Origin of the sequence: Mesosutterella faecium, from assembly GCF_022809315.2 — a bacterium.
Lineage (GTDB): Bacteria > Pseudomonadota > Gammaproteobacteria > Burkholderiales > Burkholderiaceae_F > Mesosutterella > Mesosutterella faecium.
On record NZ_JAKZJU020000001.1, the window covers coordinates 2,270,036 to 2,290,530 of the forward strand.

The 20,495-nt window shown below is 61.3% G+C and carries 18 protein-coding genes and 1 tRNA gene; 6 read left to right on the plus strand and 13 right to left on the minus strand.

Annotation, left to right across the window (positions count from 1 at the left end; genetic code table 11):
• Positions 1–15 precede the first annotated feature (15 nt).
• Complete coding sequence (locus MUN46_RS10135) at positions 16–1,368, minus strand: [Fe-Fe] hydrogenase large subunit C-terminal domain-containing protein (protein WP_243376699.1); 1,353 nt, start codon at positions 1,366–1,368, stop codon at positions 16–18.
• A 389-nt stretch (positions 1,369–1,757) separates the two neighbouring features.
• On the opposite strand from MUN46_RS10135, the gene MUN46_RS10140 reads away from it, so the two are divergent.
• Positions 1,758–2,036: a hypothetical protein gene (locus tag MUN46_RS10140; protein WP_243376698.1), complete on the plus strand. Its 279-nt coding sequence runs from the start codon at positions 1,758–1,760 to the stop codon at positions 2,034–2,036.
• 22 nt (positions 2,037–2,058) lie between these two features.
• On the opposite strand, the gene MUN46_RS10145 is transcribed toward MUN46_RS10140, so the two are convergent.
• On the minus strand, positions 2,059–2,973 hold the full coding sequence (locus MUN46_RS10145; protein ID WP_243376697.1) for an AEC family transporter: 915 nt from the start codon (positions 2,971–2,973) through the stop codon (positions 2,059–2,061).
• 63 nt (positions 2,974–3,036) lie between these two features.
• Positions 3,037–4,044 (minus strand): aldo/keto reductase, encoded by a 1,008-nt coding sequence (locus tag MUN46_RS10150; protein ID WP_243376696.1) that lies wholly within the window; start codon positions 4,042–4,044, stop codon positions 3,037–3,039.
• A 241-nt stretch (positions 4,045–4,285) separates the two neighbouring features.
• Here MUN46_RS10150 and MUN46_RS10155 point away from each other — a divergent pair, with 241 nt between their 5' ends.
• A complete protein-coding gene (locus tag MUN46_RS10155) occupies positions 4,286–5,878 on the plus strand; it encodes an IS1634 family transposase (RefSeq protein WP_285230611.1) in 1,593 nt (530 codons plus the stop codon).
• Positions 5,879–5,897: 19 nt separating this feature from the next.
• Here MUN46_RS10155 and MUN46_RS11750 read toward each other — a convergent pair whose 3' ends face one another.
• Both MUN46_RS11750 and MUN46_RS10160 read right to left on the minus strand, forming a co-directional pair.
• A complete protein-coding gene (locus MUN46_RS11750) occupies positions 5,898–6,044 on the minus strand; it encodes a hypothetical protein (protein ID WP_340309685.1) in 147 nt (48 codons plus the stop codon).
• Between the two features lie 42 nt (positions 6,045–6,086).
• Positions 6,087–6,743, minus strand: coding sequence for an aldo/keto reductase (locus MUN46_RS10160; protein WP_340309686.1), 657 nt, complete (start codon positions 6,741–6,743; stop codon positions 6,087–6,089).
• 171 nt (positions 6,744–6,914) lie between these two features.
• Here MUN46_RS10160 and MUN46_RS10165 point away from each other — a divergent pair, with 171 nt between their 5' ends.
• The 3 genes from MUN46_RS10165 to nrdG all read left to right on the plus strand — a co-directional run bounded on the left by MUN46_RS10165 (position 6,915) and on the right by nrdG (position 10,861).
• Complete coding sequence (locus MUN46_RS10165) at positions 6,915–7,736, plus strand: LysR family transcriptional regulator (RefSeq protein ID WP_243377724.1); 822 nt, start codon at positions 6,915–6,917, stop codon at positions 7,734–7,736.
• 442 nt (positions 7,737–8,178) lie between these two features.
• Complete coding sequence (gene nrdD / locus MUN46_RS10170; RefSeq protein WP_243377723.1) at positions 8,179–10,347, plus strand: anaerobic ribonucleoside-triphosphate reductase; 2,169 nt, start codon at positions 8,179–8,181, stop codon at positions 10,345–10,347.
• A 31-nt stretch (positions 10,348–10,378) separates the two neighbouring features.
• The gene (nrdG, locus tag MUN46_RS10175; RefSeq protein WP_243377722.1) at positions 10,379–10,861 is read left to right on the plus strand and encodes an anaerobic ribonucleoside-triphosphate reductase activating protein; all 483 of its coding nucleotides are present in this window, start codon (positions 10,379–10,381) and stop codon (positions 10,859–10,861) included.
• A 127-nt stretch (positions 10,862–10,988) separates the two neighbouring features.
• On the opposite strand, the gene MUN46_RS10180 is transcribed toward nrdG, so the two are convergent.
• Positions 10,989–11,963 (minus strand): LysR family transcriptional regulator, encoded by a 975-nt coding sequence (locus MUN46_RS10180; protein WP_243377721.1) that lies wholly within the window; start codon positions 11,961–11,963, stop codon positions 10,989–10,991.
• A gap of 277 nt (positions 11,964–12,240) precedes the next feature.
• Here MUN46_RS10180 and MUN46_RS10185 point away from each other — a divergent pair, with 277 nt between their 5' ends.
• Complete coding sequence (locus tag MUN46_RS10185; protein ID WP_243377720.1) at positions 12,241–13,614, plus strand: MmgE/PrpD family protein; 1,374 nt, start codon at positions 12,241–12,243, stop codon at positions 13,612–13,614.
• A gap of 180 nt (positions 13,615–13,794) precedes the next feature.
• Here the strand turns inward: MUN46_RS10185 and purB are convergent, their stop codons facing one another.
• The 7 genes from purB to MUN46_RS10220 all read right to left on the minus strand — a co-directional run bounded on the left by purB (position 13,795) and on the right by MUN46_RS10220 (position 20,351).
• A complete protein-coding gene (gene purB, locus MUN46_RS10190) occupies positions 13,795–15,171 on the minus strand; it encodes an adenylosuccinate lyase (protein WP_243377719.1) in 1,377 nt (458 codons plus the stop codon).
• Between the two features lie 404 nt (positions 15,172–15,575).
• Positions 15,576–15,803, minus strand: coding sequence for a hypothetical protein (locus MUN46_RS10195; protein ID WP_285230612.1), 228 nt, complete (start codon positions 15,801–15,803; stop codon positions 15,576–15,578).
• A 93-nt stretch (positions 15,804–15,896) separates the two neighbouring features.
• Positions 15,897–16,670, minus strand: a complete 774-nt coding sequence (gene istB / locus MUN46_RS10200) for an IS21-like element helper ATPase IstB (RefSeq protein ID WP_243377773.1) — start codon at positions 16,668–16,670, stop codon at positions 15,897–15,899.
• Positions 16,667–17,956: an IS21 family transposase gene (gene istA / locus MUN46_RS10205; protein WP_285230541.1), complete on the minus strand. Its 1,290-nt coding sequence runs from the start codon at positions 17,954–17,956 to the stop codon at positions 16,667–16,669. Before istA ends, istB begins: the two co-directional genes overlap by 4 nt.
• 24 nt (positions 17,957–17,980) lie before the next feature.
• Positions 17,981–19,573 (minus strand): IS1634 family transposase, encoded by a 1,593-nt coding sequence (locus MUN46_RS10210; protein ID WP_285230613.1) that lies wholly within the window; start codon positions 19,571–19,573, stop codon positions 17,981–17,983.
• Between the two features lie 311 nt (positions 19,574–19,884).
• Positions 19,885–19,960, minus strand: a tRNA-Val gene (locus MUN46_RS10215).
• A 58-nt stretch (positions 19,961–20,018) separates the two neighbouring features.
• Positions 20,019–20,351, minus strand: a complete 333-nt coding sequence (locus MUN46_RS10220; protein WP_281069894.1) for an HU family DNA-binding protein — start codon at positions 20,349–20,351, stop codon at positions 20,019–20,021.
• Between the last annotated feature and the right edge of the window lie 144 nt (positions 20,352–20,495).

The following is a 20,495-nucleotide window of genomic DNA, read 5'->3' on the forward strand; positions in this document are numbered from 1 at the left end:
GTCTCCGAAATAGGTTCAGGCGCGAAGCGGCAGCGGCAGCGCGGGCTTGAGCCAGGCCGTGCCCATGTTCTGCACCGGCTGGCCGCCTCCGTTCACGCAGCCGCCCGGGCAGTTCATCACCTCGATGAAGTGGAAGGCGGTGCGGTCCTGGCTCAGGCGGTGCATCAGCACCGGCAGCCCCTGCAGCGCGCCGTTCACCACGGCCACGCGCAGCTTGAAGATCTTGCCGCCCAGGGCCTTCACGGGAATCGCGATCTCGGCGGTGACGAGCGCCTCGTTCCTGCCGCGCACGCGCAGCACGTTGGGGTCGGCCATGTCCTCGCCGGAAAGGGCGCGGTAGGCCGTGCGGATCGCGGCCTCCATCACGCCGCCCGAGGCGCCGAAAATCGTGCCCGCGCCCGTGTAGAGCTCCATCTCGGTGGGCTGGTAGTCCTTCGGCTCCTTCAGGGGGTTGATGCCCTTGCGCCGGAAGAGCTCCGCGAGGTCGCGCACGGTGAGCACCGCGTCGATGTCGGGGAACTGGGGGGTCGAAGCCGGGATCTTGCCCGCCTTCTTCAGGTAGTCGTAGGCCTGGTGGAACTCGGGGCGCGAGGCCTCGTAGATCTTCGCCGTGCAGGGGGCGACCGCCACCATGTAGATCTTCGAGGGGTCCTTGTGCCAGACGTGCTCGGCGGCCCAGGCCTTCGCCATCGTGCCGCCCATCTGGATCGGGGACTTCGTGGTGGAGATGTGCGGGATCCAGCCCGCGTAGTTGCCCTCCATGTTGCGCACCCAGGCCGGGCAGCAGCTCGTGAACTGCGGCAGCGGGTGGTGCGCCATCATGGCGACATCCGGCGACCGGTCGTTCAGAATCCAGTAGCGGATCCTCTTCACGAGCTCCATGCCCTCCTCCCAGATCGTCTGGTCGGCGCTCTGGTTCACGTCGTAGACGGTGAAGCCCACCTTGCGCAGCGCGTTCACCAGCTGCCCGGTGGAGAGGTCGCCCGGCTCGCCGCCGAACTCCTCGGCGATCGAGACGCGGTCAGCGGGCGAGGGATGCGCCACGCAGAAGAGCTCCTTGTTGTCGAGCGCCTTCATCACCTCGTCGACGAAGCTCATCTGCTCGATCGCGCCGAAGGGACAGGCGATCAGGCACTGGCCGCACGACAGGCAGGCGTCGTTCTTGATTTTGTGGGCGACGCCGAGGCCTCCCGAGATCGCGTCCACCGGGCACATCTTGCTGCAGGTGTCGCAGCCGACGCACTTGTCCTTGTTGATTTTGATGATTCCGCGCAGCTCACCGCGGCGGAAGTTGCCCTGGACGGCCGGGCCGGTTTCGCCCCGGCAGCCCGCGGGGGGCGTAAAAGTCTTGATCGAAATGACGCTCACGATATCTCCTGCAGCCGGCTCAGGGCCGGCTTAATTATCGGTGGGATTATATATAGTTAGTTAGTATTCCCCCTAGAGGCCCCCTTTCTCCGGCCGGGTATGAAAGTGCATTGCAACCCGTTGATTAAAATTATTTTTACAGCATTTGATATCACTTAAGTCATAAGGGGATGTCTGCTCCAACCCAAGTTTTGATATACCTATTTAGGGATATTTGCGAAAAAGCCCCCGCAAAGCGGGAGATTTCTTTAATAAACAAACGTCTGTGGGACAAAAGGGCCCAGGCGGGCCCTTCTCGGGCACTCGCTCGGGGGGCTTTTCATGCTTTCCTCGGTCGGCTCGGGCCCGACATTCTTCGAAGACTTCGCCGCGGCCGACGCGAGCCTGTGGTGGGACGCGGGAACGGCGCTCGGGCGGGAGACGGACAGGCTTTCGGCCCTCCCGCCCGGATCACTCGCGGGAACCCGCGTCTTCGGGGGATTTGCAACGGCCCCCGGCCCGGCAAGGAGCTTCACTTCGAGCAGGCCGGGGAGTTCGAGCGCGTCCTGGGGCCGGTCCTCCGGAGGCTGGGCGCACGGGTCGAGGCGCGCCTCTGCCCGGAGGAAACCCACGCGACGGTGGCTCTGCCGGTGTTTGCCCTCGCGCTGAAGCGCTTCATCCTCGGCTGAGGCTTCCGGCCCGGCGCTTTTTTCAGCCTAAGCCCGTCGCGAGCGCCACGAGCGGCATCGTGAAGACCGAAACGGCCGTGGTGAGCGCGATTCCCTGCACCGTCACCGGGTAGGCCTTTTTGTTGTAGAGCGCGGCCAGCAGCGGGATCACGTTCCCCGACGGGGTGGCGAGCGCCGCCATGCACACCGCGAGCAGGTAGGTGTTGTGCACGAAAAGGCTGAGGAGCCAGGTCCCCGCGACCGGGATCACCACCATCTTGAGGACGGTGAAGGCCGCGATGCGCCCGGAAAAGAGCTCCTTCCAGTCGGTCTCAAGGAGCATGGAGCCCAGCAGCATCATCGCAAGCGGCGCGGTCATCCCGCCCAGCATTCTGATTGCCGAGACAAGCGGCCGGGGCACCTCGATCCCTGATAAATAGACCGCAATCGAAAGATAGCAGGCGAGCATTCCCGGGCTCACGAGCCCCTTCCAGCCGAAAGTCTCGCTTCCTCCGCCCTTGATCGTGCGGATCACATAGGAGAAGAAGAGCAGGTTGAACGGGATGAGGAGCACCGTCATGTAGATGAGCGCGTCCTTGCCGTAGATGCCGTCGATCATCGGCACGCCCATGAACCCGATGTTGGTGAAGACCGTCATCACGTTCACCGCGCCGCGCTCCTCCTTCGGGAAGCGCAGCAGCCGCGGGATCGCCCAGGCGCAGGCGAGCAGCCCCGCGAGCAGCGCCGCGATCACAAGGAAGGCCTGCGCGAGCTCGGCCCCGCCGATCCTCGGGCCCCTGCCCGTGACCCCCGAGAGAATGATCGCCGGGTAGGCGATGTTGAGCACGAGATTCGTGAGCTGCGGCTGTTTTTCCGGCGTGAGGATCCCGCGGCGCCGGGCCCACGCCCCGGCCGCCATGAGAAGCACGAAGATCAGCATCTGCTGCGCGACCGCCATGATCCTTTCCTCCTTGTCTTCGGACTGTGAACGGCGCGAGCGGGCGCCGCAAAAAGGCTTTTTTCAGTTCCTCGCGACGATGCGCGAGCCACCGAAGACCGCCGACATGCCGCTTGAGGCGAGCTCAGAGTCGAGCGCGGCGACCTCCCCGGGCGTGAGCTGCACCTCGGAGGCGGCCGCTTTTTCAGCAAGGCGCGCTTCCTTCGTGGTGCCCGGGATCGGCACGATCCAGGGCTTCTTGCAGATCATCCAGGCAAGCGAGAGCTGCGCCGGGGTGATGCCGTGCTCGGCCGACACCTCGTTCATGATCCCGAGCAACCGCCGGTTCTGCTCGACCGCCTCCTTCTGGAACTGCGGCATGACGCTGCGGTAGTCGTCCTTCGGATCGAACCCGGCCGTGCCGAGGTAGCGCCCGGAGAGAAACCCGTTGGCCATCGGGGAGTAGGCGACCAGCCCCACCCCCAGCTCCTCGAGCGCCGGGAAAAGGGCCTCGGCGGCCTCCCGGGCCATCATCGAGTAGCGGTTCTGGACCGCGGTGACGGGCGTGACCGCGTGGGCGCGCCGCAGCGTCGCCTCGTCGACCGCGGAAAGCCCCCAGTGCAGGATCTTGCCCTCGGCGATGAGCTCCCCCATCAGCCCCGCCACTTCTTCGACCGGGACGTTCGGGTCCTGGCGGTGCTGGTAGTAGAGGTCGATGTGGTCGGTGCGAAGCCGCTTCAGGCTCGCCTCGAGGCTGCGCCGGATGGTCTGCGGGCGCGAGTCGACGAGGATCGGCTTGTTGGTCGAGGGCGAGCTGAAGTCAAAGCTCACGCCGAACTTCGTCGCGATCACGACCCGGCTGCGGTAGGGCTCGAGCGCCGCCCCGACGAGCTCCTCGTTGTCGTGGGGGTTCGCGGCCGTGCCGTAGACCTCGGCCGTGTCAAAGAGCGTGTAGCCCAGGTCGACGGCCTTCGCGATGAGTCCGGCCATCTCCCTGTGGTCGTGCGGGCGGCCGTAGGCGTGGCTCATGCCCATGCAGCCCAGCCCCACGGCGCTCACCTTCAGGCCTTGTCCCAGAGTGCGGTATTTCATGATGTTTTTTTCCCTTTTCCTTTTCTCAGAGGCTGTCAGACGGAGCGGGCCCGCCTCAGAGGGCCCGCGTTTTGATCCGTAACGGTTTCAATTTAGGGACGCGATAATCGCGTCCCTTATCTTTCAGAATTTTCCCTAAAGCCCGCACCACCGGGCGTTTACCTCTATTTCTCAAACCTTGAAATTCGGGCCTGTATATGTCATAATTGGTATACCTAATAGGGTGGTTATAAAGACAGCTATGGCTACGACGGAAAAACCGGATTATGTGATTCAATTTCAGAAGTCCAAACCCAGGCAGACCGAGATCAAGAAAATCGGCGGCCGCTGGTATCTTTATGAGCGCTTCAGCAAATACGATCCGGAAATAAAGCGCAGCTGGAAAATATCCGGGAAATGCCTCGGAGCCATCACTCCCGAGGGGCTGGTGAAAACCACCCGCAGGCTCGCCGAGCCCAAGCCCGCTGTTCTGAACGATGTGGTTGCCGTGGGCAATGAAGTGTATTTCTGGGAAAACACGGCTCCCATGCGTCGGCGCCTCAGGAAATATTTTCCTGATCTTTGGCGGCAGATTTACACGGCCGTGTATGTCCGTTCGGCGCTGGATCCCCGATTCCGAAGGCTGCAGTCTCACTACGAAAACAGCCTGTTCTCCTACCTCTGCCCGGGCCTGTCCTTCCAAAGGCCGTGCATCAGGGATCTGCTCGAGCAGCTGGGCAGGAGCCGGGAGGCCATCCGAGGCTACATGCGGGAAGACCTTGAAGATCGGGAAGCCTTCATCCTTTTTGACGGGCACAGAATCCTGTCTGCCTCCCAGACCATGACGACGGCTGAACTGGGCTACGACTCCAAGTGCAGATTCAAGCCCCAGATCAATCTGGTGTACGTATTTTCGTTGGGCGAAGACACCGGGATGCCTTTGTATTACAAGCAGTATGCCGGGAGCACCCCCGACGTGAGCTGCTTCTCCGACCTGCTGCGCGAGACCTCGATGAACGGGAAAAACTACACCGTCATCGCCGACAAAGGCTTTGCGAGCGAGGATGGCTTCTGCCAGCTTGAGGACGATGGCCTGAAGTACCTGCTGCCCCTCAGGCGGAACTGCGCGGCAGCGGCGGATCTGATACCTGAGTCGCCCAGAGGCTACCAGAAGGGCTTCACGTATCACTCCCGCTCGATTCAGTACAGTTCCTTTGACTGCCAGGACAAAGCTTCACGGCTCCACATCTATTTCGATCCAGAGCTGTACTCCGATGAGATGGCTACGGCCACCGCCCGAATGGAAGCACAGAACCGCACCGTCGGACAGGCTCGCCAGGCGGAAGAAAACAGAAGAAAAAAGGGCAAGGGAAGACTGACCGACGCCGAACTGGAGGCTCTCAGGCCTGTGGAGCTCTCTGACATTCATGACGCCCATCCGGCGATGGGCGTCATCATCATTAAGACCAATCGGCTGGACCTGGAAGGCGAGGCTGTTTATTACATCTACAAGCAGCGCCAGAACATCGAGCAGTTCTTCAAAACCTATTCAGAGACCCTGGACTTCGAAGCCTCGTATATGCGCGGAGCAACCCAGGAGGAAGCGTGGCTGTTCCTGAACCATCTTGCGGCCGGCTTCTGCGTCAAAACCATCGAGGACATTTATTCCATCGGCGAAGGCAAAAACATTTCGTACAAGGACCTGACCAGCGGCCTGGAGAAAATCAGGGCGGCAAGATTGGGAAAATCGTGGCAGATGCCGCCCATTAAGAGGTCTACTGCCAGGCTGTGCGAAAAACTTGGCATTAACGTCACTGCCGAGAAAATCGAAAAATTGGTCGCCGGAACTGAGTAACGTACCTAAATTGAAACCGTTACGGTTTGATTTCATTCACAAACCACTCGACCGTCTCCGGGTCCCGGTGGTCGAAGAAGACGCTGCGGCCGGTGTCGAGCCGCCCGATCGAGTCCATGTCGGCCTCGGTCAACTCGAAGCCGAAGACGTCGAGGTTCTCGCGCATGCGCTCCGGACTCGAGGACTTCGGGATCGCGGCGATGCCGCGCTACAGCTGCCAGCGCAGCATCACCTGGGCCGTGCTGCGGCCGGGCCGCCCCGCGATTGAGTGAAGAGTCTCGTTTTCAAACAGACCGCCGCGGCTCTCGCCGAACGGAGCCCAGGACTCGTGGACGACGCCGAGCCGCCGCATCAGCTCGCGGGCCCCGCGCTGCTGAAAGAGGGGATGGGTCTCCACCTGGTTCACCATGGGCGGGATCTCGGCGAACCCGCACAGGTCGGCGAGCCGGTCGGGATAGAATTTGGAGACCCCGGCCGCGCGCACGGCGCCCTCGCGGTAGAGCGCCTCAAGCGCCCGCCAGGCGCCGTAATGGTCCCCGTAGGGCTGGTGCAGGAGCACGAGGTCGAGGTAGCCCGTGCGCAGCTTATCGAGCGACCTGAGCACCGCGGCGCGGGTTTCCTGCTCGCCGTAGAAGCCGGGCCAGACCTTGGTGGTGAGAAAAAGCTCGCCGCGGGGAATGCCGGAAGCCGCGGCCGCCGCCCCCACGCCTTCCTCGTTGCGGTAGCTCTGCGCGGTGTCAAGGTGCCTGTAGCCCGCCTCGAGCGCTTCGGAGACGAGACGGGCGGTCTCGCGCGGGGGGATCTGGCAGACCCCGTAGCCGATCATCGGCATCCGGGCGCCGGTCCTGAGGGTGACATAGTCCATTTTTGAGTTCCGTAAATTTCAATATTTTGATAGCTGTCTCCGAGCCGAAAACAGCCATTGTTTCTTTTATTCGCTTGAAATTTTATGTATTATTAATAATTAAATACAATATTATTTTTGCAATCAGTATTCAGTTTTTGAATACTAGATGTTCACTCTTTTATAAAAGCCATGCTCGACTACGAAGAAATGCGCTATCTGGTGGAGTTCTCGCGGCTGGGAACCCTCTCGGAGGTGGCGAAGCGCTGCCACATCTCCCAGCCCACGGTGACCCGGGCCATGAAGAAGGCCGAGGAGGAGATCGGGGTGAGCCTCTTCGAGCACCGCAGGAACCGGCTTGACTTGAACGAGAACGGGCGGCTCGCGGCCTCGGAGCTGCAGCAGCTGCTGCAGCAGTGGGACGAGGCCTACCGCAGGGTGCGCGAGTTCGACCGCTCGCACCGCGTGATTTCGATCGGCTCGTGCGCCGCGGTCCAGATCCCGGGGCTCGTCGCGCGGCTCTCCCAGGCCGCGCCCGACGCGCCGATCAGCACCGAGACCGCCGCGGTGCCCGATCTCACCGCGGGGCTCGAGGCCGGCCGCTACCGGCTCGTGGTCCTCCCCTTCCGCCCGAAGGACCCGGAGCTCTACAGCGAAAAGGTGGGCAGCGAGCAGCTCATGCTTCTCGTGCCCCCGGAGCACCGCCTCGCGGGCCGCGCTTCCGTTGCGCTCAAAGACCTCGAAGGCGAGACGATGCTGCTCTACACGCACATCGGCTTCTGGTCGGAGCTCGTGCGGAACAAAATGCCCGGAACCCGCTTCCTGCTGCAGAGCGACCGCAGGACGCTGCTCGACCTCATCGCGCGCACCGGGCTGCCCGCCTTCACCACCGACATCGCCAACCTCTCCCGCAGCCTCGAAGGCCGGGTCTGCGTCCCTTTTTCCGACCCGGAGGCCCGGGCCGACTACTACCTCGTGTGCCGCAGGGACTACTGGCGGCAGCTGCGCCTCTAAGGTCCGGGACCGGCCCGGTGGCCCTAAGGGTTATCACTGATTTTCGGCCCCCGGCCCACATCTTGTTGTCCCGGCGAGGCACCCCCAAAAAGGTTTTCCTTTCTGAACAAAGGCTTTGGCGGGGCCTGCCGAAATTCTGACCACAAGCCTTAAAAACACTAGAACTAGTTTTATGAATGTCTCCGAGCACTAAACCTAGTCAGCGTGTAAAATCCATTTCCCTGCGCGGGCGGCGGAGCCTGAGGAAGCGCCCTCCTCCTAAGGAGGGCGCTTCCTCAGGGCCCATCACCCCGCGTTAAAAATTTCGTCCGTGCGGAAAAATCCCCCGGAAGCATCCCCTCGCGCCTGGCAGCGGGAGCGGTCCCGGAGCCCGGAAAGAGCGGCCTCAGGCGGGCCGCCCCGAGGGGCTGCGGAAAAATCATTGTTGAGGCAGAGAGAAAAAATGGTACAGGTCATCAAGAAAGACGGTTCCCTCGAGAACTTCATCCCCTCGAAAATCTCGGTCGCGGCCAACAAGGCCGCCTTCCGCTGCGACAAGAAGTTCACCGAGCAGCAGCAGGCGCAGATCGTCGAGGCGGTGCTGAAGAAGCTCGGCGGCCGGGACAAGACCACCGTCTCCGACCTGCACGAAATCGTGATCGCGACCCTGGGGTCGCTCGGCTATGTCGACGTCGCGCAGTCCTACGCCGAATACCGCTACTACAAGACCCAGTACGCGAAGACCTTCGAGAAGCTACGCCAGGACGCCGACGACGTGCTGCACCTGGGCGACCGCGAGAACGCGAACTTCGACTCCGCGCTCGTCTCGACGAAGGGCTCGCTCATCAAGGGCTACCTCACGAAGTCCCTCTACAAGCAGTTCTACCTCTCCAAGCAGGAGAAGGCCCTGACCGAGCGCGGCGACATCTACATCCACGACCTCCGGGACATGATCCTGGGGAGCGTGAACTGCTGCCTCTTTGACATCGGCCGCGTCCTCAAGGGGGGCTTCGAGATGTCGAACGTCGAGTACACGGAGCCGAAGTCGGTGCTCTCGGCGCTGCAGGTCGTGGGCGACCTCACGCTCGTGGCGACCGCGCAGCAGTTCGGGGGCTTTACGCTGCCCGAGCTCGACAAGGTGCTGCTGCCCTACACGCTCAAGACCTACCGGAGCGCCCTCGAACGCTACAGGGGGCTGGGGCTCTCCGAGGACAAGTGCCTCGAGCAGGCCGAGAAGGACACCCGCCGCGAGCTCGAGCAGGGCTTCCAGAGCCTCGAGCTCAAGCTGAACACCGTGCCTTCGAGCCGCGGCGACTTCGCCTTCACGACCGTCACCTTCGGGCAGTGGTCGATCACGAAGACCACGCACGAGGAGCGCAAGTGGCTCGAGGCGATCGACGAGACGCTGCTGCGCACGCGCCGCAACGGCCACGGCAAAAACCACCAGCCGGTGGTCTTCCCGAAGCTGGTCTACCTCTACGACGAGAACCAGGTGAAGAACGACGACTCGGGCTACAGCCAGAAGCTCTACGAGGAGGGCATCCGCACCTCCGCGCAGTGCATGTACCCCGACTGGCTCTCGCTCTCCTCGAAGTACGGCACCGTCTCGCACGAGTTCCAGACCCACGGCGAGATCATCAGCCCGATGGGCTGCCGCGCCTACCTCTCGCCCTGGGCGAACGAGAAGGGCGAGTACATCTCGGTCGGCCGCTGCAACATCGGCGCGGTCTCGATCAACTTCCCGCTCATCATCAAGTACACGCAGGTGAACTACCCCGACTCCTGGCGCGAGCGCTTCTGGGTCGAGCTCGACCAGAGGCTCGAGGTGATCCGCGCGTTCCTGAAGAAGCGCTATGACGTGATCCGCCACCAGAAGTGCTCCTCGAACCCGCTCGCCTTCACGCAGGGCGGCTTCTACGAGGGCACGAAGGACCCGGACGACGAGGTGGGAGACCTCGTGCGCTACATGACCGCCTCCTTCGGCGTGGCCGCGCTCGACGAGTCCACGTACCTGTGGACCGGCCGCCGCCTGGTCGAGGACGAGGGGCGCTTTGGCAGCGAGATCCTCAACCACTTGAAGGCCAAGATCGCGCAGTTCAAGAAGGAGGACGGCTACCTCTACGCGATCTACGGGACTCCGGCCGAGAGCTACAGCGGCACGCAGGCGCGCCAGTACGACGCCTACTGCAGGAGCGTCGGGGTCGACAATGTCTTTGCGCACACGAAGCACTACAACAAGGACTACTTCTCGAACTCCTTCCACGCGAACGTGACCGAGGACATCACCCCCTTTGAGAAGCAGGACGCGGAGTTCCGCAACTTCCACCTCTGCGAGGGCGGGCACATCCAGTACGTGCGCCTCGACAACCCCGAGAACACCGAGGCGGTGAAGGCGGTGATCGAGCGCGGCATGGAAGACGGCTTCTACCAGGGCGTGAACTTCGACGCGGCGTACTGCCACGACTGCGGGACGCACTCGACCAACGTGCTCAACGTCTGCCCGCACTGCGGCAGCCGCAACATCACGGTGATCTCGCGCGTGTGCGGCTACCTCGGCTACACGAACGTGAACGGGAAGTCGCGCATGAACGACTCGAAGCGGCTCGAGATCTCGCAGCGCGTCTCGATGTGAGGCGGGCGGGCAGCGCGGGGAGCGGCTTCAAATGAACTACGTGGGCTTCAGCAAATTCGACACCGCCAACGGCCCGGGCGTGCGCGTCTCGCTTTTCGTGGCGGGCTGCACCGTCCGCTGCAAGGGGTGCTTCAATCCCGAGTCCTGGGACTTCCGGGCCGGAAAGCCCTTTACCGGGGAGACGCTCGAAGAGCTGCTCACAGGCCTTCGCAGCCCCTACGTGCGGGGGCTGTCGATCCTGGGCGGCGACCCCTTTGAGAAAGAGAACATGCCGCAGGTCCTCGCGATCGCGCAGGCCGTGCGCCGCGAGTTCGGCACGACTAAGGACATCTGGATCTGGAGCGGGCGCACGCGCGAGGTGCTCGAGCGCGATCCCTCCGCCCGCGCGATCCTGTCCGTGGCCGACGTGCTGGTGGACGGCCCCTTCGTGGAAAAGCTCAAAGTCACCGAAAAGGGGCACTGGTTCGGAAGCACCAACCAGCGGGTGATCAGGTTGCGGCCGGAGGCGGACTGACCGCCCCGCAGCCGAAAGAAGGGCGGCCTTACCTAGCCGCCCTTTCCTTTTCCTTCTTTTCCTCAAAAGCCCCGAAAGCCCGGGGCGCCCGGCCAAAAAAGGCGCCTTCCGCCCCGCCGCCCCCTTCTCAGGCCTTTTTCCGAAACTCGAGCGGAGTCCAGGTCATCGGGTTCACCCACGGGTCCTTGCCGCACACGCTCTTGATCGAGTTGGCGAGCACCCCGCGGAACCACTGCTGGGCCGGGTCCCGGCTGAAGCGGCTGTGCCAGACGATCTTGATGCTGGGCGGGGCCGCGAAAGGCTTGAAGTCCTCGGGAAAGGGGATCGTCTCCAGGTGGAAGAACGCCTTGAACATCTGCTCGGAGGTGAGCGTGCAGGCCACCATCCAGGCGTCGGTCTTCAGAAGGAACACCGGAGCGGCCAGGGCGTCGGGCACCACCACGAAGTTGTCGGGGCTCGTGCTGTCCCTCATGAACTGCCGGCCGCGCAGCCTCGAGGCCATCACGATGCACTCGGGATACTGCTCGAGGTCGGCTGCCCGCACCCGCTTGAGCGAGAGCAGCGGGTGCCCGGGGCGCAGCGTGATCGAATAGCTGCAGTGCGATGCGACGAGCTGCTCGAAGCCGCTGCGGATGTTGCCCGAGGGCGAGATCGCCACGTCGGCGCGCCCGTCGGAGAGCATCTCCTGCCAGTCGCTGCCCGGGGCGAGGAAGACGACCCGGCAGCCCGGAGCCGTGACCGAAAGCTCGTCGACCAGCACCGGCCCGAAGCGCGACAGCGGCTGGTCGAACACGATCACGGCGAAGGTTTTCTTCAGCTGCCGCGGGTCGAAGACCTGGGGCTTGAGCAGCCGCTCGAGCGCGGCGAGGCTGTCCTGGACGTAGGGCCAGAGCTCCTCGGCCGCCTTCGTGGGCGCCATCACGCTGCCCACGCGCACGAAAAGCTCGTCGCCCAGGGTCTCCCGCAGCGACTTGAGGATGCGCGAGGCCTTGGGCACGTGCACTCCAAGGAGCGCCGCGGCCTCGGTAAGCGACCGCTTCACCCAGAGCGCCCGGAAAAGCTCGAGCTGCTGCCTTGAAATGTCTTTTTCCGCCTGCTGCATGCCGATCCCCTCCCGCTTCTCCCTTTTTAAGCCCTTCCTCCGCGGGGCCCCTCAGCGCCAGGCCCCGGTCCCTGGCTGAGGGAAGGGTTCTCCGGCCCATCTTAAATCAGGGCGCGGCGCTGCGTTTAAAAACCGAAAACAGCCGTTTCATTTTGAGGAGGCGGCAGGGGGTTACTCTGACTGGTATACCACCAGGGCCTCCCTAAAATGGGCTACATCGAAGGGCTGGGCCGGCGCAGGCGCCGCCCTCCCCTTTTTTTCTGCTGGAGCGAAGACCATGGAAGAAAAATTCAGCCCGTCCCAGGCCTGCGCCGCCTTTGCGGCGGGCCTGCGCTATGAAGACATTCCCGAAAAAGTGCTCGACCTCATCAAGCGCGACCTGCTCGACTGGGCGGGCTGCGCGATCAAGGGCTCGCGCGACCGCTCCTCCCAGCCGATCAGAACCGTGAAGGCCCTTTTGGGCGGCGCCCCCCAGGCGGGCGTCTTCGGCGACCCGGCGCTCACCGACATGAGGACCGCGGCAACCGAAAACGGCTACTTCGGCCACATCTTCGAGATGGACGACGTGGACCGCGAGTCCATCTCGCACCCGGCCACCGTCGTGATGCCGCCGGCCCTTGCGGCCGCCCAGTACTACGGGCGCAGCGGGCGCGAGATCCTCACCGCCATCGTGGCCGGGTTCGAGGTGATGCTGCGCATCGGCGCCGCGATCACCCCGGCGCACTACAAGATCTTCCACACCACCTCCACCACTGGCGTCTTCGGCGCCGCGGCCTCCGCGGGCCGGATCCTCAGGCTCGCGCCCGAGCGCATGCTCTGGGCGCTCGGCAACGCGGGTACGCTCGCCTGCGGGCTGTGGCAGTTCAACCCCGATGGCGCGATGAGCAAGTTCATCCACGCGGGCGGGGCCGCCGGCAACGGCCTGTGGGTCGCCCTTCTCGCGCAAAACGGTTTTTCCGGCGCCTCGCACATCCTCGAGGGCCCCCAGGGGTTCTTCGCGGGCTTCGCCCGCCAGGAGGTGAACATGGAGCTCTTCCGCGACTTCGGGCAGCGCTGGAGGGCGGGCACCGTCTCCTTCAAGCCCTACCCCTGCTGCCGCCACACGCACTCGGCGATCGACGCCGCGCTTGAAATCAGAAGGCAGCTGCTCCAGCAGCCCGGCGACCGCATCGCAAAGCTCACGGCTCACACTTACGGCACGGCCCTTTCCATTGCCGGCAAGACCCGCCCGAAGACGGGCCGGGACGCGAAGTTCTCGCTCTCCTACTGCATCGCGAGCGCGATCCTGCGGGGCACCCCTGCCGAGGCCTCCTTCAGCCAGCAGGCGACCGAGGACCCGGAGCTGCGCGCGCTGCTCGAGCGCATCACCGTGATCGACGACCCGAAGCTCGACGCCTGCGTGCCGCACAACTGGCCCTCCAGGATCGAAGCGGTCACCGAAAGCGGCCGCGAGCTCACGGCCCAGGTCCAGGCCCCGAAGGGCGACCCCGAAAACGAAATCAGCTGGGCGGAGTGCGAGACGAAGTTCCGCACGATGACGCTCGACATCCTCACGGAGAAGCAGCAGGACGCCGTGATCGGCTACGCGAAGGGGTTCGACTCTGTCGCGGACTTCTCGCGCGAGAACCTCTTCCGGCTCGCAAACGGCTGAACGCCTGCCTGCGGGGCTCGCTTAAAGGGGGCGCCTGCTGCCGCCCCCGGATCCTCTTCAGCTCTTTCAGCCGTCCAAGGCTCAGGCGCCGGCGTCAGGTCTGACGGCGGCGCCTTTTCTTTCTTTTTCCTTCCTGCCCGCGGCCCGCTCCGGGCCGCAGGCCGGTTTCCTTCTGATCGGTCAGAAGGCAGGCTCTTCGGCCTCAGAGGCCTTCGCGCTCCACTTCTCGACCACGCGGTCGGCGAACTGCGGGGCGAGCCCGAGGTAGCTGTGCGGGTTGAGCATCGCGTCGACCTCCTCCTCGGTGAAGGCCGCCTCCACCTCCGGGGTCCTCATCAGCACGTCCTTGAGCGGGATCTCCTTCTCGTAGGCCTCCATGCAGGCCTTGTAGACGATGCCGTGGGCGGTCATGCGGCCGAGCCTGCGCGCGAGGTGCATCATCACGCACTCGCTCATCATGAGGCTCTTCTGGGCGAAGAGGTTGCGCTCCATGTGCTTCGGGTAGACGATGAGGTTCTTCAGGATGTTCTTCGACTTCGCGAGGGCCGCCCCCATGAGGTGGCAGGCGCGGGGGATGGCCTCCCACTCGGTGAGGAAGCACCCCCAGTCGCGCTCGTTCTCGCTCACCATCGACTCGGTGACGGCCGGGGCGATGCTGCGGACGCTGCGCAGCAGCGCGAGCACGTTCTCGAGCACCGCGGGGTTGCGCTTGTGGGGCATCGTGGACGACCCGATCTTGCCCATGAAGAAGGGCTCCTCGAGCTCGAGGATCTCGGTGCGCTGCAGCGACAGGATCTCGTGGCAGATGCGCCCGAGCGTGCCCGCGCAAAGCGCGAGGTTCGAGGTGAACTCGGCCTGCGAGTCGCGCGCCACGTGCCAGGCGATCGTGGGGACGCCCAGGCCCAGGATCCTGAACATGCGCTTCTGGGTCTCCAGTCCGTGCTCGGGCTGGGAGGCGAGGGTGCCCACGGCGCCCGCCATCTCGCCCACGAAGACGCGGCCGGCCATCTCCTCGAGCCGCTCGATGTCGCGCCCGAGCTCGTCGGCCCAGACCGCGGCCTTGTAGCCGAAGGTGATCGGAATGGCGTGCACGACGTGCGTGCGGCCGGCCATCGGGGTCGACCGGTATTTGCGGGCGAGATCGAGGCAGTAGCGCAGGCAGAGCTTCATGTCGCGCAGGATCACCCGGTATGCGTCGCGTTCGAGCAGCACCAGGCCGGTGTCGACGATGTCCTGGCTCGTCGCCCCCCAGTGCACGAACTCTCCGGCGCGCTCCGGCAGCACCGCCTTGAAGGCCTTGAGCAGCGGCACGATCGTGATCGAGCTCTTGTAGAACTCGCCGATCGAGGGGATGTCGAGGAGCTCGGCCCTCGCGTACTTCCTGATGATGTCGGCCTTCTCGCGCGGGATCACCCCGAGCTCGGCCTGCGCCTCGGCAAGCGCCGCCTCCGTGTCGAGCCACTTCTGGGCCCAGGACTTGTCGGAGAAAATCTCGCGCATCTCATCGGTGCTGAACATGCAGCCGTGGATCTGGCTGTCGATAACGGTTGACGGCATCTCTTGGTTCCTCGTAAAGGGGGGAGGGCGGCGGTCGGTGCGCGCCCTGACTGTGATCCGGTTGTTGTTTCCTCCCGGGGCGGCCTTTCGTCCCGGGGGACGATCCTATTTTCCCGATCTGGGCTCCCCGCTTCCCCTTTTGGCCAATATGTCCTGATTTAATGAGCGGGGCCGCAGAAAGTTCTCATTTAGGGCGTGGAATTTAAATGAATTACCGGCGGGGGCGGAAAGTCCCCGAAGCGAATAGATTCGGACATAAGGCCGGGCGGCTCCCCGCGGCTGCGGGAATCCCCGCGCTTTTTTTCCTGACTTTTTCCGTGATTTCTTTATCAAACCTTGTGCGGAAGCCTGGTACTCAAGGCTTTCGGCTCTTTTTAAATCTATCCAGCGATGTAGGTAAATTTTTAAGCCATAGGCAGGCGAGAATGGAATTTCCTGCGGATGCTTTCAGCCGTCTCAAGGTCTTTCAGAGGCTCGATCCCGCAGGCGTTAAGGATCTTGTCGCAAACTTCCTGTAAAGAGAGAAGATCTCCTTTTTCATTCCTGACGCTGAGCGACTCCGCATTCTCATTGCTGCAGCAGTAGAGGAAAGACTGAGCCTTCTTCAGCCCCTTCAGCCTGCTGATCTTCATAGATTCCAGCGCCCGAATGAGTTCCGCGTGTCAAGCGTATGTCGATTTGCCCCCCAAAACGACAAAAAAGTGACCCCCCTTTAATTTGTTAGATTAAGCGTTGTGATCACCCAGAAGCTTTAACTTCTGAGCCTCTCGTATCCGATAACTATCTCCGACAATGGTGACAGGCGTGCAATGATGAAGCAGCCTGTCCAAAATGGCGGCAGCTACAGTTGGATCCCCAAAGATCATTCCCCAGTCATTCAGCGACCTGTTGCAGGTGATCAGGATGCTTTTATGCTCGTAACGCCTGCTGACGAGTTGGAAGAACAGGTTCGAGGTTTGGGCAGAGAATGGCAGATAGCCGACTTCATCAATGATCAGTAGCTTCGGCTTATAAAGCGAGGACAGCTTTTCGTTAAGCGTGCCTTCTTTATTAGCCTTCTGCAGTCCGGCCATCAGGTGGGATGCGCTGATGAACAACACATTCTGGCCCTTTTGGACTGCACGACGCCCAAGAGCGATGGCCAAATGGGTCTTCCCTACGCCCGGAGGCCCAAGAAACAGGACATTTTCACCAGAATCGACCCATTCCATTTTCGCAAGCTCTCGGATAACACCTGGATCCAGCGAAGGCTGGGCACTGAAGTCAAAGCTCTCCAGAGTGCATGCCCTGGGAAAATGTGCGGCCATGGTTGAAAGCTTGATTCGGTTGGATTCTCTTTGGTCCACTTCTTTGGACAAAACATACTCAAGCGTTTCCCGAGGTGTCATTTTTGCGCCGGAGGCAGCTTCCAGCATTTCGGTAAGGTGATCGCGCATATAAACCAGGCGCAGACGAGCTGCCATCTGGCTCAGCCGCTCATCCGTGGCACGTGTCCTCATGACCAGGTTCCTCCGGCTACATTGGAGTAGGTTATTAATGCGCGGGATAAACGGTTTTGTTTGAACTCCGGCTTAACTTCCGGAAGAGGCTGGAGTTTTTTTCCTAAGGGCGTTTCACGTTGCTGCTCAGGCTTGTATACTGACTTCGCCTTATCCAACTCGATGACAAACTGTCCTTTTCTGGAAACGGAGATTGAGCTTTCATCTATCAGGAGTTGGACCTCTTTGTGAGCTAGCCCTTTCGCCAGCTGGTAGGCGTTGCCATCGACGCGGATAAGGCCCGCAGCGTCGACCTTTCTGGTCTCTTCCCTGACATTGGCCACTTTCGGATGGCCATCGATGGGACGCAGTGTTTTCTTCTCAATGGCAAACCGTTCTTTGGGTGTCCTGATGTCTTTGAGGAAGTCATTTAGGTGCCGTTGGTCTGCGTACGTCAGAGACCAGGTTTCCAGCCATTGGTTCAGCTCCTGCAGAGATTTGAATTTTTTCCCAGCCAAAGCATTTTCTTTGACATATCGGACGCAGCGCTCGACCTTGCCTTTGCTCTGGGGGTGGTATGGAGTACTGACAATGGGCTTGACAGCCCACTGGCGGCAGAAATAGAGGTAGCCTTCCGTGAGCTCAACCCGTCCCTTCCGGCGGTGCTCCGTCACCAGGCTCCTGCAGTTGTCGCTGAGCAGACTGACAGGAACGCCGCCAAAAAAGGAAAATGCAGACTCAATGCCGTCAAACCAGGCCGCTTGGTTTTCATGGCTGTAAGCCTTAGTGAAGATCCTTCTGGAAAAGCCAAGCACAGCTACGAAGAAATGGATATGGACAGGCTGTGATGCAATCATCACGTCCTGTTCCCCAAAATCAATCTGCATTTGCTGCCCGGGTGCTGTTTCATAGCGGCAGAAAGCCTGTACCTCTTTAATCTGACGCCTGAAAGGCCGGCAAAAGCGCTGGATCTGGCGCAGATTGATCTTTTGGGTGCTGGAGGATTCAAGATCCCGCTGGACAACAGCACAGTTGCCTTCATCTGTGAAAAACAGCTCTCGAACCCTGGAACGGTTGTCGTTTAGCCATTTCATGGCTTCTGACCGGCCTTGGCCGGTCGGAGCCCGGCCCCTCAAATACCGGCGCACTGTGTTTCTTGAAATGTGGAGCTGGCGGGCAATCGCTTTAATTGAGCGGTGCGCTTTGGCCAAATCCGTGATTAATTTAACCTCTATCTCTGTGAGCATCTTTTCAGGGCAAGTTAGTTGGACTGTCCCAATGATGCTCTGATGCTTTCTATGCTTCATAAGCCCCCTTTCGGGGGGTCAAAATTATGTCGTTTTGGGGGATATTAATCTGTCGCTCAACAGTTCCGCGCCTGAAACATCAAGGCCGGACTCGCGCAGCTTCTTCATTAAAAGCCGTTGGAGAACCAGGCCGATGTAGTTGAGGACGAAATGCCCGCGGATATGCTGGTCTGTCCAAACGAATACCGGTCTGGCCCTAAGATCGGTCTTGAGCATCCGAAAGTTGTTCTCAATGCGCCAGAGCTGCCGCAGAAGGCCGTAGATTTCGGCGGGCTTGTGCTTCTGCAAATCAAGATTGGTCAGCAGCGCCATGTATCCACACCACTTGCGGCGTTTGTCATAAAGGGCTGAGTTCAGCTCAACTTTAGTGGTTCCCGGCTTGATAAAAGCTTTGTAGCCGCTTCGCCCCGCCGCTTTCACAGCGGCGGGGCCTCTTGCCACAAGGTCGGAAGCACGCTGCCACTTGAGTTCAAGCTCCTGGCTGTCGTGTTCAAAGCGTTTGGCGGAATAGGTGGCTATGCAGGTGGCCTTGAGGCTGACCGGCCTTCGCTGGCCGGTGCTTTGGTCCACGACCGTGCGCTCAATGGACAAAGGCATTTCCTTGATTCCCCACCGAGGGTCATCAGGACTGGAGCTCCAGTGCCAGCCGTCGCTGTCCAGTAATTTCTGCTGGTCCGGCACAGACAGCTTGATGTAGGGAGGGAAGCCCACGATGAAGTTGAAATTGGATTCCTGCAGCGCCTCGAGATTGATGTACTGGTTCAGCCCGCTGTCTGCAACCACCGTGACATTCTGGACTCCGTAATCCCGGCTGAATTTCTTCACGACCTCCATCAGGGTGTGCACTTCGGCTGTGTTTCCGGGGAAGATTTCGTAATTGAACGGAATGCCTTCTGCATCCACCAGAAGCCCCAGCACCACCTGGGTCTCCTGGGTCCGATGCTCCTTGCTCATCCCCCGGCGGCGCAGGCCGTCTTCAATAAAACTCTCGAAATACAGTGTGGTCACGTCATAAAGCGCAATTGTCAGGTCGCGCTTGTAGAGCCGGCCAATGCCGTCATTGAGCTTTTTGACGATGGCCTCCTTGCGGTCGGCCAGAATGTCCAGGCTGTCGTAAATCCGATCGAGGCGCAGGTCACTGAAGTCAAAGACGAATCTTTCCTTGTTGAGCCAGGAGGAGCGCTTCGAGGAAGGGGCGATCAGCCGTGAAACGACGGAAAAGAAAATCGTCTTGTCCACGTCCCAGCCGATCCGGTAGTTGTGACGATAGTTCTGAAAATAATTTGAAATTCCCAGCTGCTCCCACAGAAGCCTGTAGGGTGCCGGCGTACAGGTCCTGCAGTCGGGCCGCCGGTTTGCCGCGCTTGGCGCGGCGACCCGCGACAAGACGGTTTCCTGGATCGTCTGGCTGTACAGCGAAGAATCCGCCCTGAGCTGCTCGGCGTGTTTCTGGATCTTCTCCATGGCGTCCGGGTCTTTTTCAAGAAGCTTCTTTTTGCTTCCGTAGCTGGTCAGCACACGGCTGGTGGGTTTGCGGGTAAGCGGGTCTCGGAAGCTTTCGCAAATGTAAACGTATTCCACACCCTTGAACTTCTTGATTGAAACGGAAATGGCCATGGGAAAGCTCCTGTCAGACATTTAAATCATATCATGATTAACACTAATCTAACTACGCAATTACGACAAAGCTTGATAAGCATCAACGTATCACATGTTTGTGTTTGTATTGATATTTATCCTTGTTAAGGACGGCTTTTTACGTAAAAGTCAGGAATTACCGGCGGGGGCGGAAAGTCCCCGAAGCGAATAGATTCGGACATAAGGCCGGGCGGCTCCCCGCGGCTGCGGGAATCCCCGCGCTTTTTTTTGCGCCGGGGCAAAGAAAAAACCGGATCCCGCCGCAGCGGAAACCCGGTTTTTTGAAAATCTGGTGGGCACTAAGAGGTTCGAACTCCTGACCTACGCCGTGTAAAGGCGCCGCTCTGCCAGCTGAGCTAAGTGCCCGGAAAAGGAGCTGTGAATGATAGCACAGCCGCCGCTCCTTCCCTGAAAGCGCCCGAGGTTACTTGACGGCGTCCTTCAGGGCCTTGCCCGGACGGAACTTCGGCAGGGTCGTCGCCTTGATCGTGATTTCCTTGCCGGTGGCGGGGTTGCGGCCCTTGCGGGCGGCGCGCTTGGAAACCGTGAAGGTGCCGAAGCCGACGATGGTGACGTCTTCCTTCTTCTTAAGGGAGCCGGTAACGCCGTCAACGAGAGCATCAAGAGCAAGGCCGGCCTTGGCCTTGGAGATGTCGGCCTTTTCGGCGATGAGTTCGATGAGTTCAGACTTGTTCATGCTGTATTTCCTTTGAGAAAGCGCCTGTTCCAGCGCGGACTCGACTGCTCCCCGTCGCATCGGGGATGACAGCTGAATTTTATTCACCGCGGCAGAAAAATCCAATGAGCCGGGGCGCCAAAGGCCGCGGAGACAGGGAAAAAACGGAAGCCTGACTCCTGCGGCCTCCGCCTTTCTTCAAAGGAGCGCGGTCCCGCGCCCCTT

Excerpts from the sequence above, each read along its gene's own strand:
- nrdD (WP_243377723.1), top strand. The coding sequence starts at position 8,179 with ATGGTACAGGTCATCAAGAAAGACGGTTCCCTCGAGAACTTCATCCCC.
- purB (WP_243377719.1), bottom strand. The coding sequence starts at position 15,171 with ATGCCGTCAACCGTTATCGACAGCCAGATCCACGGCTGCATGTTCAGC.
- MUN46_RS10155 (WP_285230611.1), top strand. The coding sequence starts at position 4,286 with ATGGCTACGACGGAAAAACCGGATTATGTGATTCAATTTCAGAAGTCC.
- MUN46_RS10180 (WP_243377721.1), bottom strand. The coding sequence starts at position 11,963 with ATGCAGCAGGCGGAAAAAGACATTTCAAGGCAGCAGCTCGAGCTTTTC.
- MUN46_RS10220 (WP_281069894.1), bottom strand. The coding sequence starts at position 20,351 with ATGCGACGGGGAGCAGTCGAGTCCGCGCTGGAACAGGCGCTTTCTCAA.
- MUN46_RS10195 (WP_285230612.1), bottom strand. The coding sequence starts at position 15,803 with ATGAAGATCAGCAGGCTGAAGGGGCTGAAGAAGGCTCAGTCTTTCCTC.
- MUN46_RS10145 (WP_243376697.1), bottom strand. The coding sequence starts at position 2,973 with ATGGCGGTCGCGCAGCAGATGCTGATCTTCGTGCTTCTCATGGCGGCC.
- MUN46_RS11750 (WP_340309685.1), bottom strand. The coding sequence starts at position 6,044 with ATGCGCGAGAACCTCGACGTCTTCGGCTTCGAGTTGACCGAGGCCGAC.
- istB (WP_243377773.1), bottom strand. The coding sequence starts at position 16,670 with ATGAGGACACGTGCCACGGATGAGCGGCTGAGCCAGATGGCAGCTCGT.
- MUN46_RS10160 (WP_340309686.1), bottom strand. The coding sequence starts at position 6,743 with ATGGACTATGTCACCCTCAGGACCGGCGCCCGGATGCCGATGATCGGC.
- nrdG (WP_243377722.1), top strand. The coding sequence starts at position 10,379 with ATGAACTACGTGGGCTTCAGCAAATTCGACACCGCCAACGGCCCGGGC.
- MUN46_RS10150 (WP_243376696.1), bottom strand. The coding sequence starts at position 4,044 with ATGAAATACCGCACTCTGGGACAAGGCCTGAAGGTGAGCGCCGTGGGG.
- istA (WP_285230541.1), bottom strand. The coding sequence starts at position 17,956 with ATGAAGCATAGAAAGCATCAGAGCATCATTGGGACAGTCCAACTAACT.
- MUN46_RS10210 (WP_285230613.1), bottom strand. The coding sequence starts at position 19,573 with ATGGCCATTTCCGTTTCAATCAAGAAGTTCAAGGGTGTGGAATACGTT.
- MUN46_RS10165 (WP_243377724.1), top strand. The coding sequence starts at position 6,915 with ATGCTCGACTACGAAGAAATGCGCTATCTGGTGGAGTTCTCGCGGCTG.
- MUN46_RS10185 (WP_243377720.1), top strand. The coding sequence starts at position 12,241 with ATGGAAGAAAAATTCAGCCCGTCCCAGGCCTGCGCCGCCTTTGCGGCG.